The following is a 17,774-nucleotide window of genomic DNA, read 5'->3' on the forward strand; positions in this document are numbered from 1 at the left end:
AACCTTCTCAGGTCGCTCGTCCAGACGCCCACGCTTATCGGCTGTAAATTCTTAAAGAACATCGAAGCAGCTTTCGCCTCAGGCCTTCCGCCTTGCTTCGTCGCACAGCTGATTTGTCGTCAGCAGCGCAGAAGCGAGATTATGAACGATTTCTTTCGAACCCGTCAAGCAGTCAGAGAAATTATTTTCATCAGCGACTGCGAGAATCTCGCCGTCAAATGAAACCCAGGACAAACCCGGTTAGTCATTCGACACCCCCGACAGTTCCTTCAGGGGCCGCTGCAAGACAGATGTCTGTGCAGCGAAGACAGCGACTGTAGCACGCTGATGAAGCGGCTCGCAAGAACTACAAGGGAAAGTTGTTGACAGCTGGCCGCGACTCGCACGGAGTACCACTAAGCCCTTGTTTCTCCTGGAGGCCCAGCGGCGACACACCAAAGAAAAAGACCCGCCGAGGCGGGTCTTCGATGAAGCATGAGGGCGTCTGGCCGGTCAATCCGCGTCCTGGAACGCCTCGTCACGCTTGTTCTTGATGGACGGCAGCATCACCACCACCACCATCAGCGCCGCGGCGATCAACAGGCCCGCCGACAGCGGCCGGGACAGGAAGGTGCTCCAGTCGCCGCGCGACAGCAGCAGCGCGCGACGCAGGTTCTCTTCCATCATCGGACCGAGGATGAAGCCCAGCAGCAGCGGGGCCGGCTCACAGCTCAGCTTGTAGAAGAGATATCCGACCACCGCGAACGCCGCCGTCATGAACACGTCGAAGTTGTTGTTGTTCAGCGTGTAGGTGCCGATGCAGCAGAACACCACGATCGCCGGGAACAGGAAGCGGTAAGGCACGGTCAGCAGCTTGATCCAGATGCCGATCAACGGCAGGTTCAGGATCACCAGCATCAGGTTGCCGACCCACATGGAGGCGATCAGCCCCCAGAAGAGTTCCGGGTTGCTGGTCATGACCTGCGGACCGGGCTGGATGCCCTTGATCGTCATCGCACCCACCATCAGCGCCATCACCGCGTTGGGCGGGATGCCCAGCGTCAGCATCGGGATGAAGGAGGTCTGCGCGCCGGCGTTGTTGGCCGATTCCGGACCCGCCACGCCCTGGATGGCGCCCTTGCCGAACTTCTCCGGGTGCTTGGAGATCTTCTTCTCCAGCGTATAGGCCGCGAACGATGCCAGCAACGCGCCGCCGCCGGGCAGCACGCCCAGCACCGAGCCCAGGGCCGTGCCGCGCAACACCGCCGGCCAGGCGTCATGGAAGTCCTGCTTGGTCGGCCACAGGCCCTTGACGCTCTTGGTGAAGACCTCGCGATGCTCGGCTGGCTGGCCGAGGTTCGCGATGATCTCGCCGAAGCCGAAGATACCCATCGCGATCACGACGAAGTTGATCCCGTCGGTCAGCTCTGGAACATCGAATGAGAAGCGCGGCGTCCCCGAGATCACGTCGGTGTTGATCTGGCCGAGCAGCAAGCCCAGCAGGATCATCGAGATCGCCTTGACCAGCGAGCCCGAGGCCAGCACCACGGCGCCGATCAGGCCCAGCACCATCAGCGAGAAGTACTCGGCGGGGCCGAACTTGAAGGCCAGCTCGGTCAGCGGCGGCGCGAAGGCCGCGATGATGATCGTGCCGACGCAGCCGGCGAAGAACGAGCCCAGGCCAGCGGCCGCCAGCGCGGCGCCGGCGCGGCCTTGCCGGGCCATCTGGTAGCCGTCGATCGCGGTCACGACCGACGAGGACTCGCCGGGGACGTTGATCAGGATGGCCGTCGTCGAGCCGCCGTACTGCGCGCCGTAATAGATGCCGGCGAGCATGATCAGCGCCGGCGTCGCGTCCAGCGAGTAGATCGACGGCAGCAGCATCGCGATGGTCGCGACCGGGCCCAGGCCCGGCAGCACGCCGATCAGGGTGCCGAGCACCGCCCCGCCGAAGGCGTACAGGAGGTTCTCCGGCGTGAACGCCGTGCCGAACCCCATCATCAGGTTGTTGATCAGATCCATGCGTGACTCCTCAGCCGCCCAGGAAGGTTGGCCAGATGGGGATCACCAGATTCAGACCCCAGATGAAGATCGCGTAGCTGCCCGCGGTCAGGACCACGCTGCTGAGCAGCGCATCGCGCCAGCGGAACTCGTCGCTGGCCAGCGAAGCGATCGTGATCAGCAGCGGCAGCGTGATGATCATGCCCAGTCGCGGCAGGGCGAGGCCGAACACGATGATCGCGCCGACGACGATCACCAGAGGCTTCCAGGCGAAGGCGCCGACGGGCTGGCCGCCCTCCGACTCGATCGTCAGTGCCTTGAACAGCACCACCGCCCCCAGCAGCGCGAGCAGCACGCCCAGCCCGAAGGGGAAGTAACCAGGCCCGGGGCGGGCCGAGGAGCCAAAGCTGTAGTTCGTTGCCGAGCCCCACGCGAACGCGACGCCAACGACCACGAACATCAGCCCTGACCAGAAGTCGCGTTGACTCTTGATCTTCATCGAGGGAACCTCTATCGGCTTGAATGGGCGCGATTCTAGGAATCGGGTCCCCATCGAGGTCTGTGGTTATCACGTAAGGGGTGACGCCGCACCTCGCACGGGGCGTATGGCGATCTTCACGCGCCCGCTCGGCACGGGCCTTGCGCGTTGTCTGCGCGGGCTTACCCGCCCCCACGAGCCTGGGGGGCGGCAAGCGGATGGATCCGGCTCCGGTCAGCCGGATCCGTTCAGGTCTCCCAGGTGGGCGTGCTGCGCAGCACCTCATCCATGGTCGTCAGCCCCTCGGCGACCTTCATCGCACCGCCCAGGCGCAGCGGGCGCAGGCCTTCCTGCACCGCCTGCCGGCGCAAGGCTGTCATGTCGGTGTTCGGGTGCAGGTGCTTGCGGATGCTGTCGGTCAGCAGAAGCAGCTCGTACAGCCCGGCACGTCCCCGGAAACCGGTGTTGCGGCAGTCCAGGCAGCCCACCGGCCGGTAAGGCTTGACGCCTCCGTTCAGGCGCCAGGGCTTGAGCATCTCGTTGAGCGAATCGCGCGTGACCTCCGGATCCGGCTCCTTGCAGTTCGGGCACAGCGTGCGCACGAGGCGCTGCGCCAGCACGCCGATCACCGTCGCATCGATCAGGTAGTTGGGCACGCCCAGGTCCACCATGCGGGTGATCGCGGAGGCCGAATCGTTCGTGTGCAGCGTCGAGAACACCAGGTGACCGGTCAGCGAGGCCTGGATCGCCATCTCCGCGGTCTCCAGGTCGCGGATCTCGCCGACCATGATGATGTCCGGGTCCTGCCGCATCAGCGCGCGCAGTCCCTCGGCGAAGTTGAAGTCGATGGTCGGCTGCACCTGCGACTGGTTGAACGAGGGCTCGATCATCTCGATCGGATCCTCGACGGTGCAGACGTTGACCTCGTCGGTCGCCAGGCGCTTGAGCGTCGAGTAGAGCGTCGAGGTCTTGCCGCTGCCGGTCGGACCGGTCACGAGGATGATCCCGTGCGGCCGCGCGGTCAGTCGATTCCAGCGCTCGGCGTCGTGGGTCGAGAATCCGAGCTGCGCCAGGTCCTTCACGGCGGTGTCGGGATCGAAGATCCGCATCACCATCTTTTCCCCGAAGGCGGTCGGCAGCGTCGACAGACGCATTTCCACCTCCTCGCCGGCCGGATTGCGCGTCTTGATGCGACCGTCGAGCGGGCGGCGCTTCTCGACCACGTCCATGCGCCCCAGCAACTTGATGCGCGCGGTCATCGCGCCCATCACCGTGGGCGGCAACTGGTAGACCGTGTGCAGCACGCCGTCGATGCGGAAGCGGATCACGCCCATCTCGCGGCGCGGCTCCAGGTGGATGTCGCTGGCGCGCTGGTCGAAGGCGTACTGCCAGAGCCAGTCCACGACCTGCACCACGCCCTGGTCGTTGGCGTCGAGCTGGCGGTTGCTGCGACCGAGCTCGACGAGCTGTTCGAAGCTCGCCTGCTGGCTTGCCTCGCCGGATTTCGTCGCCGCGCGCACCGACCGCGCCAACGTGAAGAACTCGGTCGTGAAGCGCGCGATCTCCTGCGGATTGGCCAGGGCCAGCTTCACGCGCTTGCGGGTGTGCGACTCGATCTGCGGAACCCAGCTGGTGTCCTGCGGTTCGGCGACCGCAATGGTCACTTCGGTCAGGCCGACCTGGATCGGCAGGCAGCGACGCGCCTCGGCATAGCTGGCGGACATCACGTCGGCGACACGGCCGACGTCGACCTTCAGCGGATCGATGCGGACGTAGGGCAGCTTCAGGCGGCCCGCGAGCCATTCGGTCAGCGACTCGGTATCCAGCGATCGGCCATTGGTGATGCGCACGAGCCCGGCCGCGCCGAGCCGGGTCAGCGGATGCTGGGCGCTCTGGCTGGTGCCGAAGCGCGCCTCGGTGCGCTGGACCTGCTCCTGGTCGATCACGCCGTCCTCGGACAGCCAGTGCAGCAACTGGCGCCAATCGAGCCGCGTGCCGCCGGCCTCGGCGGCCTTGGGCTTGGCGGGTGGGGCCGGCGGCGCCGGGAGGGGTGCGGCCGCCTTCGCTGCGGGAGCGGGAGCGGGCGCAGCGCTCTTGTCGCCGTGAGGCGTCGACGTGTTGTGTTTCATGGTCACTCGTCAGAGTCGACGGCCGCAGCCGCGTGGAGCTGATGGATCACGTTCATCGGCAGCGGCCGCACCAGCTTGAGCCACTTGGTGGCCGGCAGGTCATGGCGGGCCTCGATGTGGGCGGCGCGCTGTTCGAGCACCTCGCGCTCCGGCACCGCCACGCCGCGCCCCGCGACGACGATGGTATTGCCCTCGCGGGTCGGCGTCAGGTGCCAGACCTGGTCGGAGCCGAACACCTTCGCGATCCGCGCCGCGCTGCGCGTGAAGCTGGCGCTGCGGCCAAAGAGGTTGACCGTCATCAGCCCGCCGTCGGCGAGCACGCGATGGCAGTCGGCATAGAAGGCCTCGTCGTCGAGGACCGGTGCGGCCGCCTCATGGTCGTAGAGGTCGACGTTGAGCACCTGCGCACTGCCCCAGTGCTCCGCGTCGGCCACCCACGCGCCGGCATCCTCGTTGATCACGCGCAGCCGGTCGTCGTCGTCGGGCAGGTGGAACCAGTGCCGGTTGGCGCTGATGACGGTCGGGTTGATCTCGACCGCCGTGGTCTTCATCTTCAACTGCTTGCGACAGAAGCGCGTCAGCGCGCCGGCGCCCAGGCCGAGCTGCACCGCCTGCCCGCTGGTCATCTCGCGGACATCGCGCCAGAGCATCCAGGCCATCATCCGCTGAACGTATTCCAGCTCGAGCTTCTCCGGCTTCTTGAGCCGCATGGCGCCCTGGACCCAGATCGAATCGAGGTGAAGGAAACGCACGCCGTCGAATTCACTCAGCGTCGCTTCCACCCAGTCGGTCCTTCTGCCGCTCTTGTCCTTCTTCGAGTCCCGTTGCTTGCTCACGGCTGTCGTTCCCATGCCGGGTCCGCGGGGCCCGGTCTCGTCATCTGTCGGTCGATGGCCCGGCGAGCTCTCGCCAGGCGCGAAGCTTGGCATCGTAGGGCATCGTGTAGGCCGGGCTGGAGCTGGGGAGCCCCAGCACACGGTAACGGGCTGCAAGAGGTCCGAGCTGCTTCAGCCCGAAGCGCAAGGCCGTGCCCCCGTTGAAGCCGATCGTGCGCAGCGCCGGCAGTTCCTGCAGCAGCCGGCCGAGGTCGCTGGCGAAGGGATTGCGGATGGCGCTGTCGAGGCTGCCTTCACGCTCGGTCTCGGTGATCACGTCCCAGACCGCGACGCGGTGGGCGCGCAATGCGGCGAGGCGCTCGGGGTAACCCATCGCGACGAGGTCGACGCCGAAGACCTCGCCGACCAGCCGCCAGAACTGGTTGCGCGGATGGCCGTAATACTGCTGCGCCTGCAGCGAGGCGACACCGGGAAAGCTCCCCAGCAGCAGCCATTCGGCGTCCGGCGCGTGGACGGGCGCGAGCCCCTGCCAGCGGGCAGGTTCGCGCAGGTCGGGAGCGCCGGGCGTGTCAGCCATTCGCGCGAGCGGCATCCAGCGCGCCCAGGCGCGGCAGCGCGGCGCGCGCATTTCGGCCCGTGATCTCGGCCGCTTCCTCCAGCGTCCAGCCGCGCAGCCCGGCGAGCACCGCGCCGATCCGTGGCAGCTCTCCCGGCTCGTTGCGAGAAGTGGCGCCTGCGGCGCGCTCCTCGGCCGTGCGGTACAGCCAGTGCGGCGGGATGTCCGGCGCATCCGTCTCGAGGACCAGCGCCTCCGCCGGCAGCTCCGCGGCGAGCCGGCGGATCTGCAGCGAACGGTCGAAGGTGAGCGTGCCGCCGAAGCCGAGCTTGAAGCCGAGATCGATGAAGGCATCGGCCTGCTGCCGGCTGCCGTTGAATGCGTGACCGATGCCGCCGGTCTGCACGCCGATGCGACGCAGTCCGCCGAGCAGTTGATCCGCGCTGCGGCGCACATGGAGGATCACCGGCAGCCCATGCCGCTTCGCGAGCTTCAGCTGCTCGATGTAGAAGTGCTGCTGCGTGGCCGCGTCGAGGTCCTTGACGAAGAAGTCCAGACCGATCTCGCCGATGCCGACCAGGCGCGGGTCGTCGCGGCACTCGGCCAGCATCCGATCGAGGCGGCCGAGGTCCTCGTCGCGCGCGTGCATCACGTACAGCGGATGGATGCCCAGCGCGTAGCTGACACCATGCGCATGCGCGAGCGCCCTCACCGACTCGAAGTTGCCAGCGACCACCGCCGGGATCACGATCTGCGACACGCCCGCCGCCACGGCGCGCGCGACCACGGCGTCGCGGTCGGCGTCGAACTCCGAGGCGTCGAGGTGGCAGTGCGTGTCAGTCCACATGGCGACACCAGGAAAGGTTGGAAGAGACGCGGACCTTCGCGTCGCTCAGCGGAAGACCACCGTGCGATGGCCGTTGAGCAGCACGCGGTGCTCGGCGTGCCACTGGATCGCGCGGGCGAGCGTCACGCATTCGACGTCGCGGCCGATCGCCACGAGCTGGTCCGGCGTCATCGAGTGGTCGATGCGGGCGACGTCCTGCTCCACGATCGGCCCCTCGTCGAGATCCGAGGTCACGTAGTGCGCAGTCGCGCCGATGAGCTTGACGCCGCGCTCGTGGGCCTGGTGGTACGGACGCGCGCCCTTGAAGCTGGGCAGGAAGCTGTGATGGATGTTGATCGCGCGCCCCTCCAGGAAGCGGCACAACTCCGGCGACAGGATCTGCATGTAGCGCGCCAGCACGACGAGGTCGATCTGCTGCTCCTCGATCAACTCTCGGAGCTTGCGTTCCTGCGCCTGCTTCTGCTCGTCGCTCGCCTGCAGCAGCGGCAGGTGGTGGAACGGGATGTCGTGTGACGCGGCCAGCTGATAGAAGTCGCGGTGGTTCGACACGATGGCCGGGATCTCGATCGCCAGATGGCCGGTCTGAACGCGGAACAGCAGATCGTTCAGACAGTGGCCGAGCTTGGACACCAACAGCAGCACGCGTGTCTTGCGCTGCGCGTCGACCAGTTCCCAATCCATGGCCAGCCGCGCCGCCAGCGGCGCGAAGGCGTCGCGCAGCGCGGATGCCGGGCGGGCCTCGGCGCACTCGAACTCGATGCGCATGAAGAAGCGGCGGTGATCGGCGTCGCCGTGCTGGGCCGAGGTCAGGATGTTGGCGCCCTGCTCGAGCAGGATGCCGGTGACGGCGTGGACGATGCCGGCCTGGTCGGGACAGCTGAGCTTCAGGATGAAGCGGGTGGACGGGGATTCCGAGGAAGGCTTCGAGGCGGTCATGATGACGCGCATCGTAATGCAGTGGTCGTGCCGCACCGGCCCAGGCGCGGGCGGAACGAGCGGCCGCGGCCTCGCGATCGGGCAACCCAGCCTCGGCGGCAACGCCGAGGCGCCAGGTCCTCAGGCCGCGAGTGGCTGCAGCGCGCCGCCGACCAGCCGGCGCTGGTGCTCGCAACGGGCCGCCAGGTCCTGGTCGTGGGTCACCATCACGAAGGCGGTGCCCAGCTCGCGGGCCATCTCGAGCATCAGGTCGAAGACCGTTGCGGCCGTGGAGCGGTCGAGGTTGCCGGTGGGTTCGTCGGCCAGGACGCAGGCCGGGCCCGTGACCAGTGCGCGGGCGATCGCCACGCGCTGACGCTCGCCGCCGGACAGTTCGCCCGGTCGATGCAGCACGCGGGGGCCGAGCCCCACGCGCGTCAGCACCTTCGCGGCCTGTTCGCGCGCCTGCTCCTGCGGGACACGGCGGATGCGCAGCGGCATCGCGACGTTGTCCAGCGCGCTGAATTCCGGCAGCAGGTGGTGGAACTGGTAGATGAACCCGAGGTGCTGGTTGCGCCAGTCGCCGCGGGCCTTCTCGCCGAGCGTGCCGAGGTCGCGTCCCATCAGTTCGACGCGGCCGGCGGACGGCTTGTCCAAGCCGCCGAGCAGATGCAGCAGCGTGCTCTTGCCCGACCCCGAGGCACCGAGCACCGCCAGCGTCTCGCCGGCCTTCACGGTGACGTCGAGGCCGTGGAAGACCTGCACATCGAGCGGTCCTTCGACGAAGCGCTTGCCCAGCCCCTGCCCTTGCAACACCACCTGTCCGGCGGGGATGCGGGCGGCTGCTGGCGTTGCGTTCTTCTTGGCGTCATTCATAACGCAGCGCCTCCGCGGGCTGGACGCGGCTGGCGCGCCAGCTCGGATAGACCGTCGCGACGAACGCCAGGATCAGCGAGGTCACGGTGATGGGCACGATGTCGGACCACTGCGGATCGCTCGGCATGTGGCTGATGACGTAGATGCTGGCCGGCAGGAAGGTGGTGTGCAGCAACTTCTCGATGGTGGGAACGATCACGTCCAGGTTGTGCGCGACGACCAGCCCCAGCCCGAGTCCGCCCAAGGTGCCGATCACGCCAGCCAACGCGCCCTGGATCATGAACACGCCCATGATCGAACGCGGGCTGGCGCCCAGCGTGCGCAGGATGGCGATGTCGGCCTGCTTGTCGGTCACCGTCATCACCAGCGTCGACACCAGGTTGAACGCGGCCACCGCGACGATCAGCGTCAGGATGATGCCCATCATCCGCTTCTCGACCTGGACCGCGTCGTACCAGTTGGCGTTGGTGCGGGTCCAGTCGCGGACGTAGATCGCCTGCCCGGCCTGCAGCATCTCGCGCTGCAATTGCGCGCCGACCTGGCGGGCCAGTTGCACGTCGCGCAGTTTCAGCTGCACGCCGCTCGGCGTGCCGGTGCGGAACAGCTTGGCGGCATCGCCCACATGGATGAGCGCGAGGCCACTGTCGTACTCGTAATGCCCGGCCTCGAAGACGCCCACCAGCGTGAACTGCCGCAGCGTCGGCTGCACGCCCAGCGGCGTCACCTGACCGGACGGGATCGCCAGCGTGATCTTGTCGCCGCGCTGCACGCCCAGTTGCCGCGCCAGCTCGATGCCCAGGATGATGTTCCATTGGCCCGGCTGCAGGCGCTCCAGCAGGCCGTCCTTCGCCAGCTTCTCGGCGATCGGCGTCACCGTCGGCTCCAACGCCGGATCGATGCCCCGAACGATCGTGCCGCGCATGTCCGAGCCCCGCGCGATCAGCGCCTGGCCCGACACGAACGGCGCAGCGGCGGCGACCTCGGGATTCTTCTTCGCCTGGTCCGCCACGGCGCGCCAGTCCGGAAGCCCCTCGCCCGTTTCGCTCAACAGCTCCACGTGCGCAATCACCGACAGCATCCGCTCGCGCACCTCCTTCTGGAAGCCGTTCATCACCGACAACACAATGATCAACGCGGCAACGCCCAGCGCAATGCCGAACATCGACACGCCAGAGATGAAGGAAATGAAGCGGTTGCGGCGCCCTCCACGCCCAGCTCGCGTGTAACGCCAGCCGATCTGCAACTCATAGGGCCAATTCATAGGGGGTGGATGCTAACCGCTCGCCTTGCCCTCGCCGCTTAGGGCTGGCTGATGAGCAACGGACTCCGGGGCGGGCCCCAGGCCGTTGGCGCATCTCGCAGGGGCGCCAACTCGCGCCGCTCACCTGCGGTTCGCTGTGCTCGGACAGACGGCGCCCCAGTCAGTTTTTGGAGGCTCAATGCGCCAACGGCCTGGGGCCCGCCCCGGAGTCCGCGATGCGTCGAGGCCTGCGGAAGAGGAGCCATGCGGTGTCCTTCTTGCCCCCTCTCCCGCTTGCGGGAGAGGGAGGGTGAGGGCCTGCGACCGTGGCAGTCAGTGCGCCTCGTCCCAGTTGGCGCCGACGCCAACTTCGGCCAGCAGCGGCACCTTCAGCGCGGCGACGCCGGCCATCAGCGTCGGCACCTCGGACTTCACCCAGTCCAGTTCCTCGTCCGGCACCTCGAAGACCAGTTCGTCGTGCACCTGCATGACGATCTTCGTCTTCTTGCCCTGCTCGTCCAGCGCCTGCTGCACGGCAATCATCGCCAGCTTGATCAAGTCGGCGGCCGTGCCCTGCATCGGCGCGTTGATCGCCTGACGCTCGGCGCCGCTGCGGCGCGGACCATTGCCCGAGTTGATCTCCGGCAGCCACAGACGCCGCCCGAAGACGGTCTCGACATAGCCCTTCTCCTTGGCGAACTGCTTCGTGTCGTCCATGTAGCTCCGCACGCCCGCGAAACGCGTGAAGTAGCGGTCGATGTAGTCCTTCGCCGCCTTCTGCTCGATGCCCAGCGACTGTGCCAGCCCGAACGCGCCCATGCCGTAGATCAGGCCGAAGTTGATCGTCTTCGCATAGCGCCGCTGCTCGGGCGTGACGGCATCCAGGCCGCCGCCGAAGACCTCGGCCGCCGTCGCGCGGTGCACATCCTGCCCTTCCTGGAACGCCTTCAGCAGGCCCGGGTCCTCGCTCATGTGCGCCATGATCCGCAGCTCGATCTGCGAATAGTCCGCCGACACGATGTGATGTCCCGTCGGCGCGATGAAGGCCTCGCGCACGCGGCGACCATCGGCCGTGCGGATGGGGATGTTCTGCAGGTTGGGCTCGTTGCTGGACAGGCGTCCCGTCACCGCCACGGCCTGCGAGTAGGTCGTGTGCACGCGGCCCGTCCGGGCGTTGACCATCAACGGCAGCTTGTCCGTGTAGGTGCTCTTGAGCTTGGACAGCGCGCGGTACTCGAGGATCTTGGCCGGCAGCGGGAAGTCCGCGGACAGCTTCTCAAGCACCTCCTCGTCCGTCGACGGCGCGCCGGTCGCGGTGCGCTTCACCACGGGCAGGCCGAGCCGGTTGAACAGGATCTCGCCGATCTGCTTGGGCGAGCCGATGTTGAACGGCTGCCCCGCGATCTCGTAAGCCGCCTGCTCCGCCGCCACCATGCGCTGACCGAGGTCGGCGCTCTGCGCCTGCAGCCGACCGGCATCGATCAGCACACCGGTGCGCTCGATCCGCGCCAGCAGCGCCGACACCGGCATCTCGATCTGCTCGTAGATGAACTTCAGCCCGGCGTCGGCCTCCAGGCGCGGCATCAGCGTCTGGTGCACGTGCAGGCACATCTCGGAGTCCTCGCAGGAGTATTCCGACGCCTTCGCCACCTCGACCTGCGCGAACGGGATCTGGTGCGCGCCCTTGCCGCACAGGTCCTCGTAGCTCAGGCCCTTGCGGCCCAGCACGCGATCGGCCAGGGCCTCCAGGCCGTGGCTGCGATGCGCCTCCAGCACGTAGCTCTCCAGCATCGTGTCGAAGGCGGTCCCCTGGACCGCGATGCCGTGGTTGGCCAGCACGTGGGTGTCGTACTTGACGTTCTGCGCGACCTTCTTCTTCAGCGGATCCTCGAGCCAGGGCTTGAGCTTCGCGAGCACCTCGTCCATCGGCAGTTGCTCGGGCGCGTCCGGGCCGTCGTGGCGGATCGGGATGTAGGCGGCCTCGCCCGGCTTCACGCTGAAGCTGATGCCGACGATGCGCGCCTGCATCGGATCCAGCGAGTCGGTCTCGGTGTCGAAGGCGGCCAGTTCGGCGGCGTTCAGCTGCTCGATCCAGGCGTCGAGCCGGGACATGTCGACGATGGTCTCGTAGCGCTTGTCGACGGGGATCGCCGGATGCTGGACCTCGGCATAGGGATCGGTCGGCCGCGCGGCACCGAGGTCCGCTTCCGGCGCGGCACGCTTGGGCGCCTCGCCGCCGAGCTTGCCTTCCAGGTCGCGCTTCCAGGTCTTGAAGCCGTTGCGCGTGTAGAAGTCCAGCAGGCCGGCTTCGTCGACCGGGTTGAAAGCCAGCGCCTCCAGCGCCGGCCAGCCCGCGACGTGCACGCACAGGTCGCAGTCGACCTTCACCGTCACCAGCTTGCGTCCCATCGGCAGCCAGTCCAGCGCCTTGCGCAGGTTCTCGCCGGCGACGCCCTTGATCTGGTCCGCGTGGGCGATCACGCCGTCCAGCGAACCGTGCTCGGCGATCCACTTGGCGGCGGTCTTCGGGCCGACCTTCTCGACGCCGGGCACGTTGTCCACCGTGTCGCCCATCAGGGTCAGGTAATCGATGATGCGATCCGGCGGCACGCCGAACTTGGCCAGCACGCCGGCCTCGTCCAGCTTCTCGTTGCTCATCGTGTTGATCAGCGTGACGTCCGGCGTCACCAGCTGCGCCAGGTCCTTGTCGCCGGTCGAGATCACCACCTGGTGGCCCGCCTGCGCCGCCACCCGCGACAGCGTGCCGATGCAGTCGTCGGCCTCGACGCCGGGCACCGTCAGGACGGGCCAGCCCAGCAGCTTCACCACCTCGTGGATCGGCTCGATCTGCTCGCGCAGCGCGTCGGGCATCGGCGCGCGCTGGGCCTTGTATTCGGGGTACCACTCGTCGCGGAAGGTCGGGCCGGACGCGTCGAAGACGCAGGCGGCATGTGCGGCGCCGTAGTCGTCGCGCAGCTTCTTCAGCATGGCCACCATGCCGTGGATGGCACCGGTGGGCTGCCCGCCGGGACCGCGCAGGTCGGGCATGGCATGGAACGCGCGGTAGAGGTAGCTGGACCCGTCGACCAGCAGCATCAGAGGTTTGCTCATCCCGACATTGTTGCAGGCGCGCGGCGCCCGGACTGGCAGGAGACCGGGACTTCAACCGGCACTCGCCCGGGGGGCGGGGTTTTCCTGGGGCGAGCCTTAGAATCGGCTCCACCATGAAAACCACCCGCCTCGCCCCTCTGTTCGCCGTCCTGGCCGCCTTCGCGTTCCAGGCTCACGCGGCCGACGCGCCGGCTCCGGTCCCGGCCCCCGCCGAGCCCGCGAAGTTCCGCGACGTGCCCGAGGTGAAGGTCGAACAGCTCGTCAACGAAGACGACAAGGTCCGCATCGAGGAAACCCGGGTGAGGGGCCTGACCCAAAAGGTCGTGGTCAAGAACAAGGACAGCAAGGCGCCCGAGTACGAGATCCTGCTCGGCGACACCGGTCGCGACATCCCCACCCGCCAGGGCGACGACCGCGGCAACGCGGGCGCGCGGGTCTGGCGCCTCTTCAATTTCTGACCCGTCGAGGCTGATCCGCCGCGGTCGGCCCCCGGTCCGTTCTTTTTCCTTTTCATGGCCGTATTCACCGACGTCTCGACCGAGCAGGCGCAAGCGCTGCTGGACACGCTGGCCCTGGGCGAACTGCAATCGCTCAAGGGGATCACCGCCGGTATCGAGAACACCAACTACTTCGTCACCACGACGCGCGGCGGCGAGCAGCACGACTACGTGCTGACGATCTTCGAGCGCCTGAGCTTCGAGCAACTGCCCTTCTACCTGGAGCTGATGCGGCACCTCGCGCGCAAAGGCGTGCCGGTGCCCGCGCCGCAGCCCGACGCGCAGGACCGCATCCTGCACACCGTGGCCGGCAAGCCGGCGGCGGTCGTGGACAAGCTGCGTGGCGGGCATCAGCTGGCCCCGGACGTGTTCCATTGCGAGCAGGTCGGCGCCGGGCTCGCCCGGATGCATCTGGCCGGCCAGGACTTCCCGCTGCACCAGGACAACCTGCGCGGCCTGCCGTGGTGGCGTGAGACGGTGCCCGTCGTGCTGCCGCATCTGACGCCCGAACAGGCCGCGCTGCTGAGCGCCGAACTGGCCTTCCAGGAGCAGCTCGCTCCCGGCGCCGCGGCGCTGCCACGCGGCCCCGTCCACGCGGACCTGTTCCGCGACAACGTGATGTTCGACGGCCTGCCCGGGCGCGAGAAGCTCAGCGGCTTCTTCGACTTCTACTTCGCCGGCGTCGACAGCTTCCTGTTCGACCTCTGCGTCTGCCTGAACGACTGGTGCATCGACCTGGACAGCGGCCGCCTCGACGAGCAGCGCGCCGGCGCCTTCGTCAAGGCCTACGAGTCGGTGCGCCCGCTCACCGGTGCCGAGCACCGCCTGCTGCCCGGCCTGCTGCGCGCGGCGGCGCTGCGCTTCTGGATCTCGCGGCTGTGGGACTTCCACCTGCCGCGCGAGGCCAGCCTCCTCAAACCCCACGATCCCACCCATTTCGAGCGCGTCCTGCGCGAGCGCATCGCCAGGCCCTGGCATGCGCTGGAGTCCTTGTCATGATCCTGCACCTGCAAACGGTCCCGCCGCGCAACGGCCTGCTCTGGGTGCGCCACGGGCTGAAGGTGCTACGGCGCAAGCCGATCGCGCTGATCGGGCTGTTCGCCGTGTTCCTGCTGGTCTCGTCGGTGCTGCAGCTGGTGCCGCTGCTGGGTCAACTGGTCGTGCTGGCGGCGCTGCCGCTGGTGTCGCTGTCCTTCATGCTGGCGTCGCACCAGGTGCTGCAGTCGCATACGCCGACGGCCGCCGTCTTCGCGCAGCCGCTGCAGCTGACCAAGGAACGGCGCCGCGACCAGTTGATCCTCGGCCTGCTCTACGCGGTCAGCACGATCGCCGTGATGTTCCTGGCGCACTGGCTGGACGGCGGCGCCCTGGTGCGCGCGGTCGAGCAGGTGGCCGCGGCGGGCAGCGCCGCCAAGCCCGATCAGAAGGCGATCGAGGCCACCATCGCCGATCCCTCGCTGACCACCGGCATCGGCCTGCGGCTGCTGCTGACGGGCCTGATCTCGATCCCGTTCTGGCACGCGCCGGCGCTGATCCACTGGGGCGGCCAGGGCGTGCTGCAGGCCCTCTTCTCCAGCACGCTGGGGGTGTGGCGCAACAAGGGCGCCTTCGCGCTGTCGGGCCTGGTCTGGGTCGGCCTGACCTTCGGCGCGACGATGGTGCTGACCATCGTCGGCATGCTGCTCGGCCTGGCCAACCTGCTGCCCTTCCTGCTCGTGCCGCTGGCGATGATCCTGACGACGGCGTTCTACTGCTCGCTGTACTTCACCTTCATCGACTGCTTCATGTTCGGCGCACCGAAAGACCTGCCCGAGACGCCGGTCACGCCGGCCTGAACCAGGTCTGAACGCGATTCCGAACCCAGACCTGAGCGCAGACCTGGACGCAGATCGCCCGACGTCACCTGAAAGCAGGTGCCGGGTCTTGCCTCTGCGCTTGCCTCGGCGCCTGCCCGTCGCATCCCCGGTCATTGCTTCGCCATTCGCACGGACATGCGTCGAAGGAATTGCTAACGGCTTTTTCACGTCACCGTCACTTGCTCTTCGCAGAATCCGCCCGCCTTTCCATTGCAGCGGAGCCTTCACGAATGAGCAAGCAGCACGACATCGTTGCCAGCCAAGACAGCATCAACGAGTACGACGAGGACGCGGTCCTCAATCCGTCCGCCAACCCGCATTTCGATGACATCCTCGCCGCACGTCTGTCGCGGCGCGTCGCCCTCAAGGGCGGCATCACCACGGCGGCGTCCGCGCTGCTGGGCGGCTCGATCCTGAGCGCCTGCGGCAGCAGCGACGATTCGCCCGCGCCGGCCCCCGCGCCCGCCCCGGCGCCGCAGCCGGCCCCGCTGAAGATCGGCTTCACCGCCGTCGCCAAGAACAAGAACGACCTGGTGACCGTGGCCGACGGCTACAACGTCAGCATCCTGCACGCGCTGGGCGACCCGCTGCACTTCGGCGACACGTCCTGGCAGGACGACGGTTCCGAATCGGCCGAGTCCTACAACCGCCGTGTCGGCGACGGTCACGACGGCATGTACTGGTTCGGCCTGAGCGACGCCGGTGCCTTCGACGCCAAGCGCTCGGACCGCGGCCTGCTGGCCGTCAACCACGAGTACGTCGTCGCCCCGTACGGCCTGCACCCGGCCGGCCGCGCCGCCGGCGCCGCGCGCAACGCCACCGAGGTCGAGAAGGAAATCTACGCCCACGGCATCTCCGTGGTCGAAGTCAAGCGCGACGCCACGGGCACCGGCATGAGCATGGTGCGCGGCTCGCGCTACAACCGCCGCGTGACCTCGGCCACGACGATGGACATCACCGGCCCGGCCAAGGGCAACGTCCAGCTGCAGACGCTGTTCAGCCCGACGGCTGTCCAGACCCGCGGCACCAACAACAACTGCGCCAACGGCTACACCCCGTGGGGCACCTACCTGACCTGCGAGGAGAACTACCTCAACGTGATCAGCCGTGCCGCCGGCGACGACGCGCAGCGCAGCGCCAAGGACGTGGCCAGTCTCAACCGCTACGGCCTGCCGCAGAACCGCAAGAGCCCCTACCTGTGGGAAACGGCCGGCACCGCCGATCTGTTCGCGCGCTGGAACTCGTCGGTCACCGGCGCCGCCGCGACCGCCGACTACCGCAACACGATCAACACCTTCGGCTGGGTGGTCGAGATCGATCCGTTCGCGCCGGACTCCGTCCCCGCCAAGCGCACCGCGCTGGGCCGCTTCAACCATGAAGGCGCCTGGCCCGCCGAGGCCGTCGCCGGCAAGCCGATCGTCATCTACATGGGCGACGACTCGCGCAACGAGTACATCTACAAGTTCGTCTCCAAGGCCAACTGGGATGCGGCCGATGTCGGCAAGGGCATGGCCGCCGGCGCCAAGTACCTGGACGAAGGCACGCTCTACGTGGCCAAGTTCAACGCCGACGGCAGCGGCACCTGGGTCGAGCTGAGCTTCGGCAAGAACGGCCTGGACGCCACCAACGCGACCTACGCCTTCGCCGACCAGGGCGACGTGCTGATCAACGCGCGCATCGCGGGCGACATCGTCGGCGCCACGAAGATGGATCGTCCGGAGTGGGGTGCGGTGCACCCGACCAACGGCGAGATCTACATGACGCTGACCAACAACAGCAACCGCGTGGCCAACACCGCGACCCCGACCGGCAACCAGCTCAAGCCGGACGCCGCGAACCCGCGCTACTACGAGGATCTCAAGGGCACGACCTCGCAGAAGGGCAACCCCAACGGTCACATCATCCGCTGGAAGGAAGATGCGGCGGACGTCACCAAGCTGACGTGGGATGTCTACCTGTTCGGCGCCCAGGCCGATGCGGCCGCGGACGTCAACCTGTCGGCGCTGGCGGACAGCAACGACTTCTCCAGCCCCGACGGCCTGTACTTCGACAAGCGCGGCATGTTGTGGATCCAGACCGATGACGGCGCCTACACCGACATCACCAACTGCATGATGCTGGCGGCGCTGCCGGGCAAGGTCGGCGACGGCGGCGTGGCCACGGCCGCCGGCGGCACGCAGACCCGCGCGGGCGCCAAGGCGACCTCGGATACCCTGCGCCGCTTCCTGGTCGGCCCGAAGGAGTGCGAGATCACCGGCATCGCCATGACGCCGGACGCCAAGACGCTGTTCTTCAACGTCCAGCACCCGGGCGAGGAAACCACGCCGGACTGGAACGCGAAGACCTTCGGCAGCTACTGGCCGGCCAACCAGGCCGACCCGACGGTGAAGAAGCGTCCGCGTTCCGCGACGGTGGTCATCACCCGCAAGGACGGCGGCGAGATCGGGATCTGA

General features: G+C 67.8%; 15 protein-coding genes. 5 read left to right on the plus strand and 10 right to left on the minus strand.

The genetic code is table 11. From position 1 onward, the window contains the following. On the plus strand, positions 1 to 222 hold a 222-nt coding region (locus AC07PR_RS14030; protein ID WP_495135653.1), incomplete at its 5' end, for a hypothetical protein. Positions 223 to 492: 270 nt separating this feature from the next. Here AC07PR_RS14030 and AC07PR_RS14035 read toward each other — a convergent pair. From AC07PR_RS14035 to polA, 10 genes are all read right to left on the minus strand, one after another. Next, entirely contained in the window at positions 493 to 2,001 is a 1,509-nt protein-coding gene (locus AC07PR_RS14035) for a tripartite tricarboxylate transporter permease (RefSeq protein ID WP_377156822.1), read from the minus strand. A gap of 10 nt (positions 2,002 to 2,011) precedes the next feature. Further along, positions 2,012 to 2,479 (minus strand): tripartite tricarboxylate transporter TctB family protein, encoded by a 468-nt coding sequence (locus AC07PR_RS14040; RefSeq protein WP_377156824.1) that lies wholly within the window; start codon positions 2,477 to 2,479, stop codon positions 2,012 to 2,014. 227 nt (positions 2,480 to 2,706) lie between these two features. Further along, positions 2,707 to 4,587: a type IV pilus assembly ATPase TfpB gene (gene tfpB / locus AC07PR_RS14045; RefSeq protein WP_495135654.1), complete on the minus strand. Its 1,881-nt coding sequence runs from the start codon at positions 4,585 to 4,587 to the stop codon at positions 2,707 to 2,709. 2 nt (positions 4,588 to 4,589) lie between these two features. Beyond that, positions 4,590 to 5,423 carry a spermine/spermidine synthase domain-containing protein gene (locus tag AC07PR_RS14050; protein WP_483109213.1) on the minus strand — a complete coding sequence of 278 codons (834 nt, stop codon included), beginning with the start codon at positions 5,421 to 5,423 and terminating at the stop codon, positions 4,590 to 4,592. Positions 5,424 to 5,463: 40 nt separating this feature from the next. Further along, complete coding sequence (locus tag AC07PR_RS14055; protein ID WP_377156830.1) at positions 5,464 to 6,000, minus strand: DNA-deoxyinosine glycosylase; 537 nt, start codon at positions 5,998 to 6,000, stop codon at positions 5,464 to 5,466. Then, complete coding sequence (locus AC07PR_RS14060; protein WP_495135655.1) at positions 5,993 to 6,826, minus strand: TatD family hydrolase; 834 nt, start codon at positions 6,824 to 6,826, stop codon at positions 5,993 to 5,995. Before AC07PR_RS14060 ends, AC07PR_RS14055 begins: the two co-directional genes overlap by 8 nt. Before the next feature lie 45 nt (positions 6,827 to 6,871). Beyond that, positions 6,872 to 7,762, minus strand: coding sequence for a formyltetrahydrofolate deformylase (gene purU / locus AC07PR_RS14065; protein WP_377156833.1), 891 nt, complete (start codon positions 7,760 to 7,762; stop codon positions 6,872 to 6,874). Between the two features lie 120 nt (positions 7,763 to 7,882). Beyond that, positions 7,883 to 8,617 (minus strand): ABC transporter ATP-binding protein, encoded by a 735-nt coding sequence (locus AC07PR_RS14070; protein WP_377156834.1) that lies wholly within the window; start codon positions 8,615 to 8,617, stop codon positions 7,883 to 7,885. Further along, a complete protein-coding gene (locus tag AC07PR_RS14075) occupies positions 8,610 to 9,878 on the minus strand; it encodes a lipoprotein-releasing ABC transporter permease subunit (protein ID WP_495135656.1) in 1,269 nt (422 codons plus the stop codon). The genes AC07PR_RS14070 and AC07PR_RS14075 overlap by 8 nt, the downstream gene beginning before the upstream one ends. Positions 9,879 to 10,190: 312 nt before the next feature. Beyond that, positions 10,191 to 12,968, minus strand: coding sequence for a DNA polymerase I (gene polA / locus AC07PR_RS14080; protein ID WP_495135657.1), 2,778 nt, complete (start codon positions 12,966 to 12,968; stop codon positions 10,191 to 10,193). A 113-nt stretch (positions 12,969 to 13,081) separates the two neighbouring features. On the opposite strand from polA, the gene AC07PR_RS14085 reads away from it, so the two are divergent. The 4 genes from AC07PR_RS14085 (at position 13,082) to AC07PR_RS14100 (ending at position 17,774) form a co-directional block, all read left to right on the plus strand. Then, positions 13,082 to 13,426: a hypothetical protein gene (locus AC07PR_RS14085; protein ID WP_483109207.1), complete on the plus strand. Its 345-nt coding sequence runs from the start codon at positions 13,082 to 13,084 to the stop codon at positions 13,424 to 13,426. 54 nt (positions 13,427 to 13,480) lie between these two features. Then, on the plus strand, positions 13,481 to 14,464 hold the full coding sequence (locus AC07PR_RS14090) for a homoserine kinase (protein ID WP_495135658.1): 984 nt from the start codon (positions 13,481 to 13,483) through the stop codon (positions 14,462 to 14,464). After that, a complete protein-coding gene (locus AC07PR_RS14095) occupies positions 14,461 to 15,300 on the plus strand; it encodes a BPSS1780 family membrane protein (protein WP_377156843.1) in 840 nt (279 codons plus the stop codon). Before AC07PR_RS14090 ends, AC07PR_RS14095 begins: the two co-directional genes overlap by 4 nt. Positions 15,301 to 15,551: 251 nt before the next feature. Beyond that, positions 15,552 to 17,774: a PhoX family protein gene (locus AC07PR_RS14100; protein WP_495135659.1), complete on the plus strand. Its 2,223-nt coding sequence runs from the start codon at positions 15,552 to 15,554 to the stop codon at positions 17,772 to 17,774.

It is taken from the genome of Roseateles sp. GW821-FHT09H11 (assembly GCF_059415845.1).

Bases quoted from the DNA above. Each gene is read 5' to 3' on its own strand.
- AC07PR_RS14055 (WP_377156830.1), bottom strand. From the start codon at position 6,000: ATGGCTGACACGCCCGGCGCTCCCGACCTGCGCGAACCTGCCCGCTGG.
- AC07PR_RS14035 (WP_377156822.1), bottom strand. From the start codon at position 2,001: ATGGATCTGATCAACAACCTGATGATGGGGTTCGGCACGGCGTTCACG.
- purU (WP_377156833.1), bottom strand. From the start codon at position 7,762: ATGACCGCCTCGAAGCCTTCCTCGGAATCCCCGTCCACCCGCTTCATC.
- AC07PR_RS14075 (WP_495135656.1), bottom strand. From the start codon at position 9,878: ATGAATTGGCCCTATGAGTTGCAGATCGGCTGGCGTTACACGCGAGCT.
- AC07PR_RS14090 (WP_495135658.1), top strand. From the start codon at position 13,481: ATGGCCGTATTCACCGACGTCTCGACCGAGCAGGCGCAAGCGCTGCTG.
- AC07PR_RS14040 (WP_377156824.1), bottom strand. From the start codon at position 2,479: ATGAAGATCAAGAGTCAACGCGACTTCTGGTCAGGGCTGATGTTCGTG.
- AC07PR_RS14095 (WP_377156843.1), top strand. From the start codon at position 14,461: ATGATCCTGCACCTGCAAACGGTCCCGCCGCGCAACGGCCTGCTCTGG.
- AC07PR_RS14100 (WP_495135659.1), top strand. From the start codon at position 15,552: ATGAGCAAGCAGCACGACATCGTTGCCAGCCAAGACAGCATCAACGAG.
- AC07PR_RS14085 (WP_483109207.1), top strand. From the start codon at position 13,082: ATGAAAACCACCCGCCTCGCCCCTCTGTTCGCCGTCCTGGCCGCCTTC.
- AC07PR_RS14060 (WP_495135655.1), bottom strand. From the start codon at position 6,826: ATGTGGACTGACACGCACTGCCACCTCGACGCCTCGGAGTTCGACGCC.
- AC07PR_RS14070 (WP_377156834.1), bottom strand. From the start codon at position 8,617: ATGAATGACGCCAAGAAGAACGCAACGCCAGCAGCCGCCCGCATCCCC.
- tfpB (WP_495135654.1), bottom strand. From the start codon at position 4,587: ATGAAACACAACACGTCGACGCCTCACGGCGACAAGAGCGCTGCGCCC.
- polA (WP_495135657.1), bottom strand. From the start codon at position 12,968: ATGAGCAAACCTCTGATGCTGCTGGTCGACGGGTCCAGCTACCTCTAC.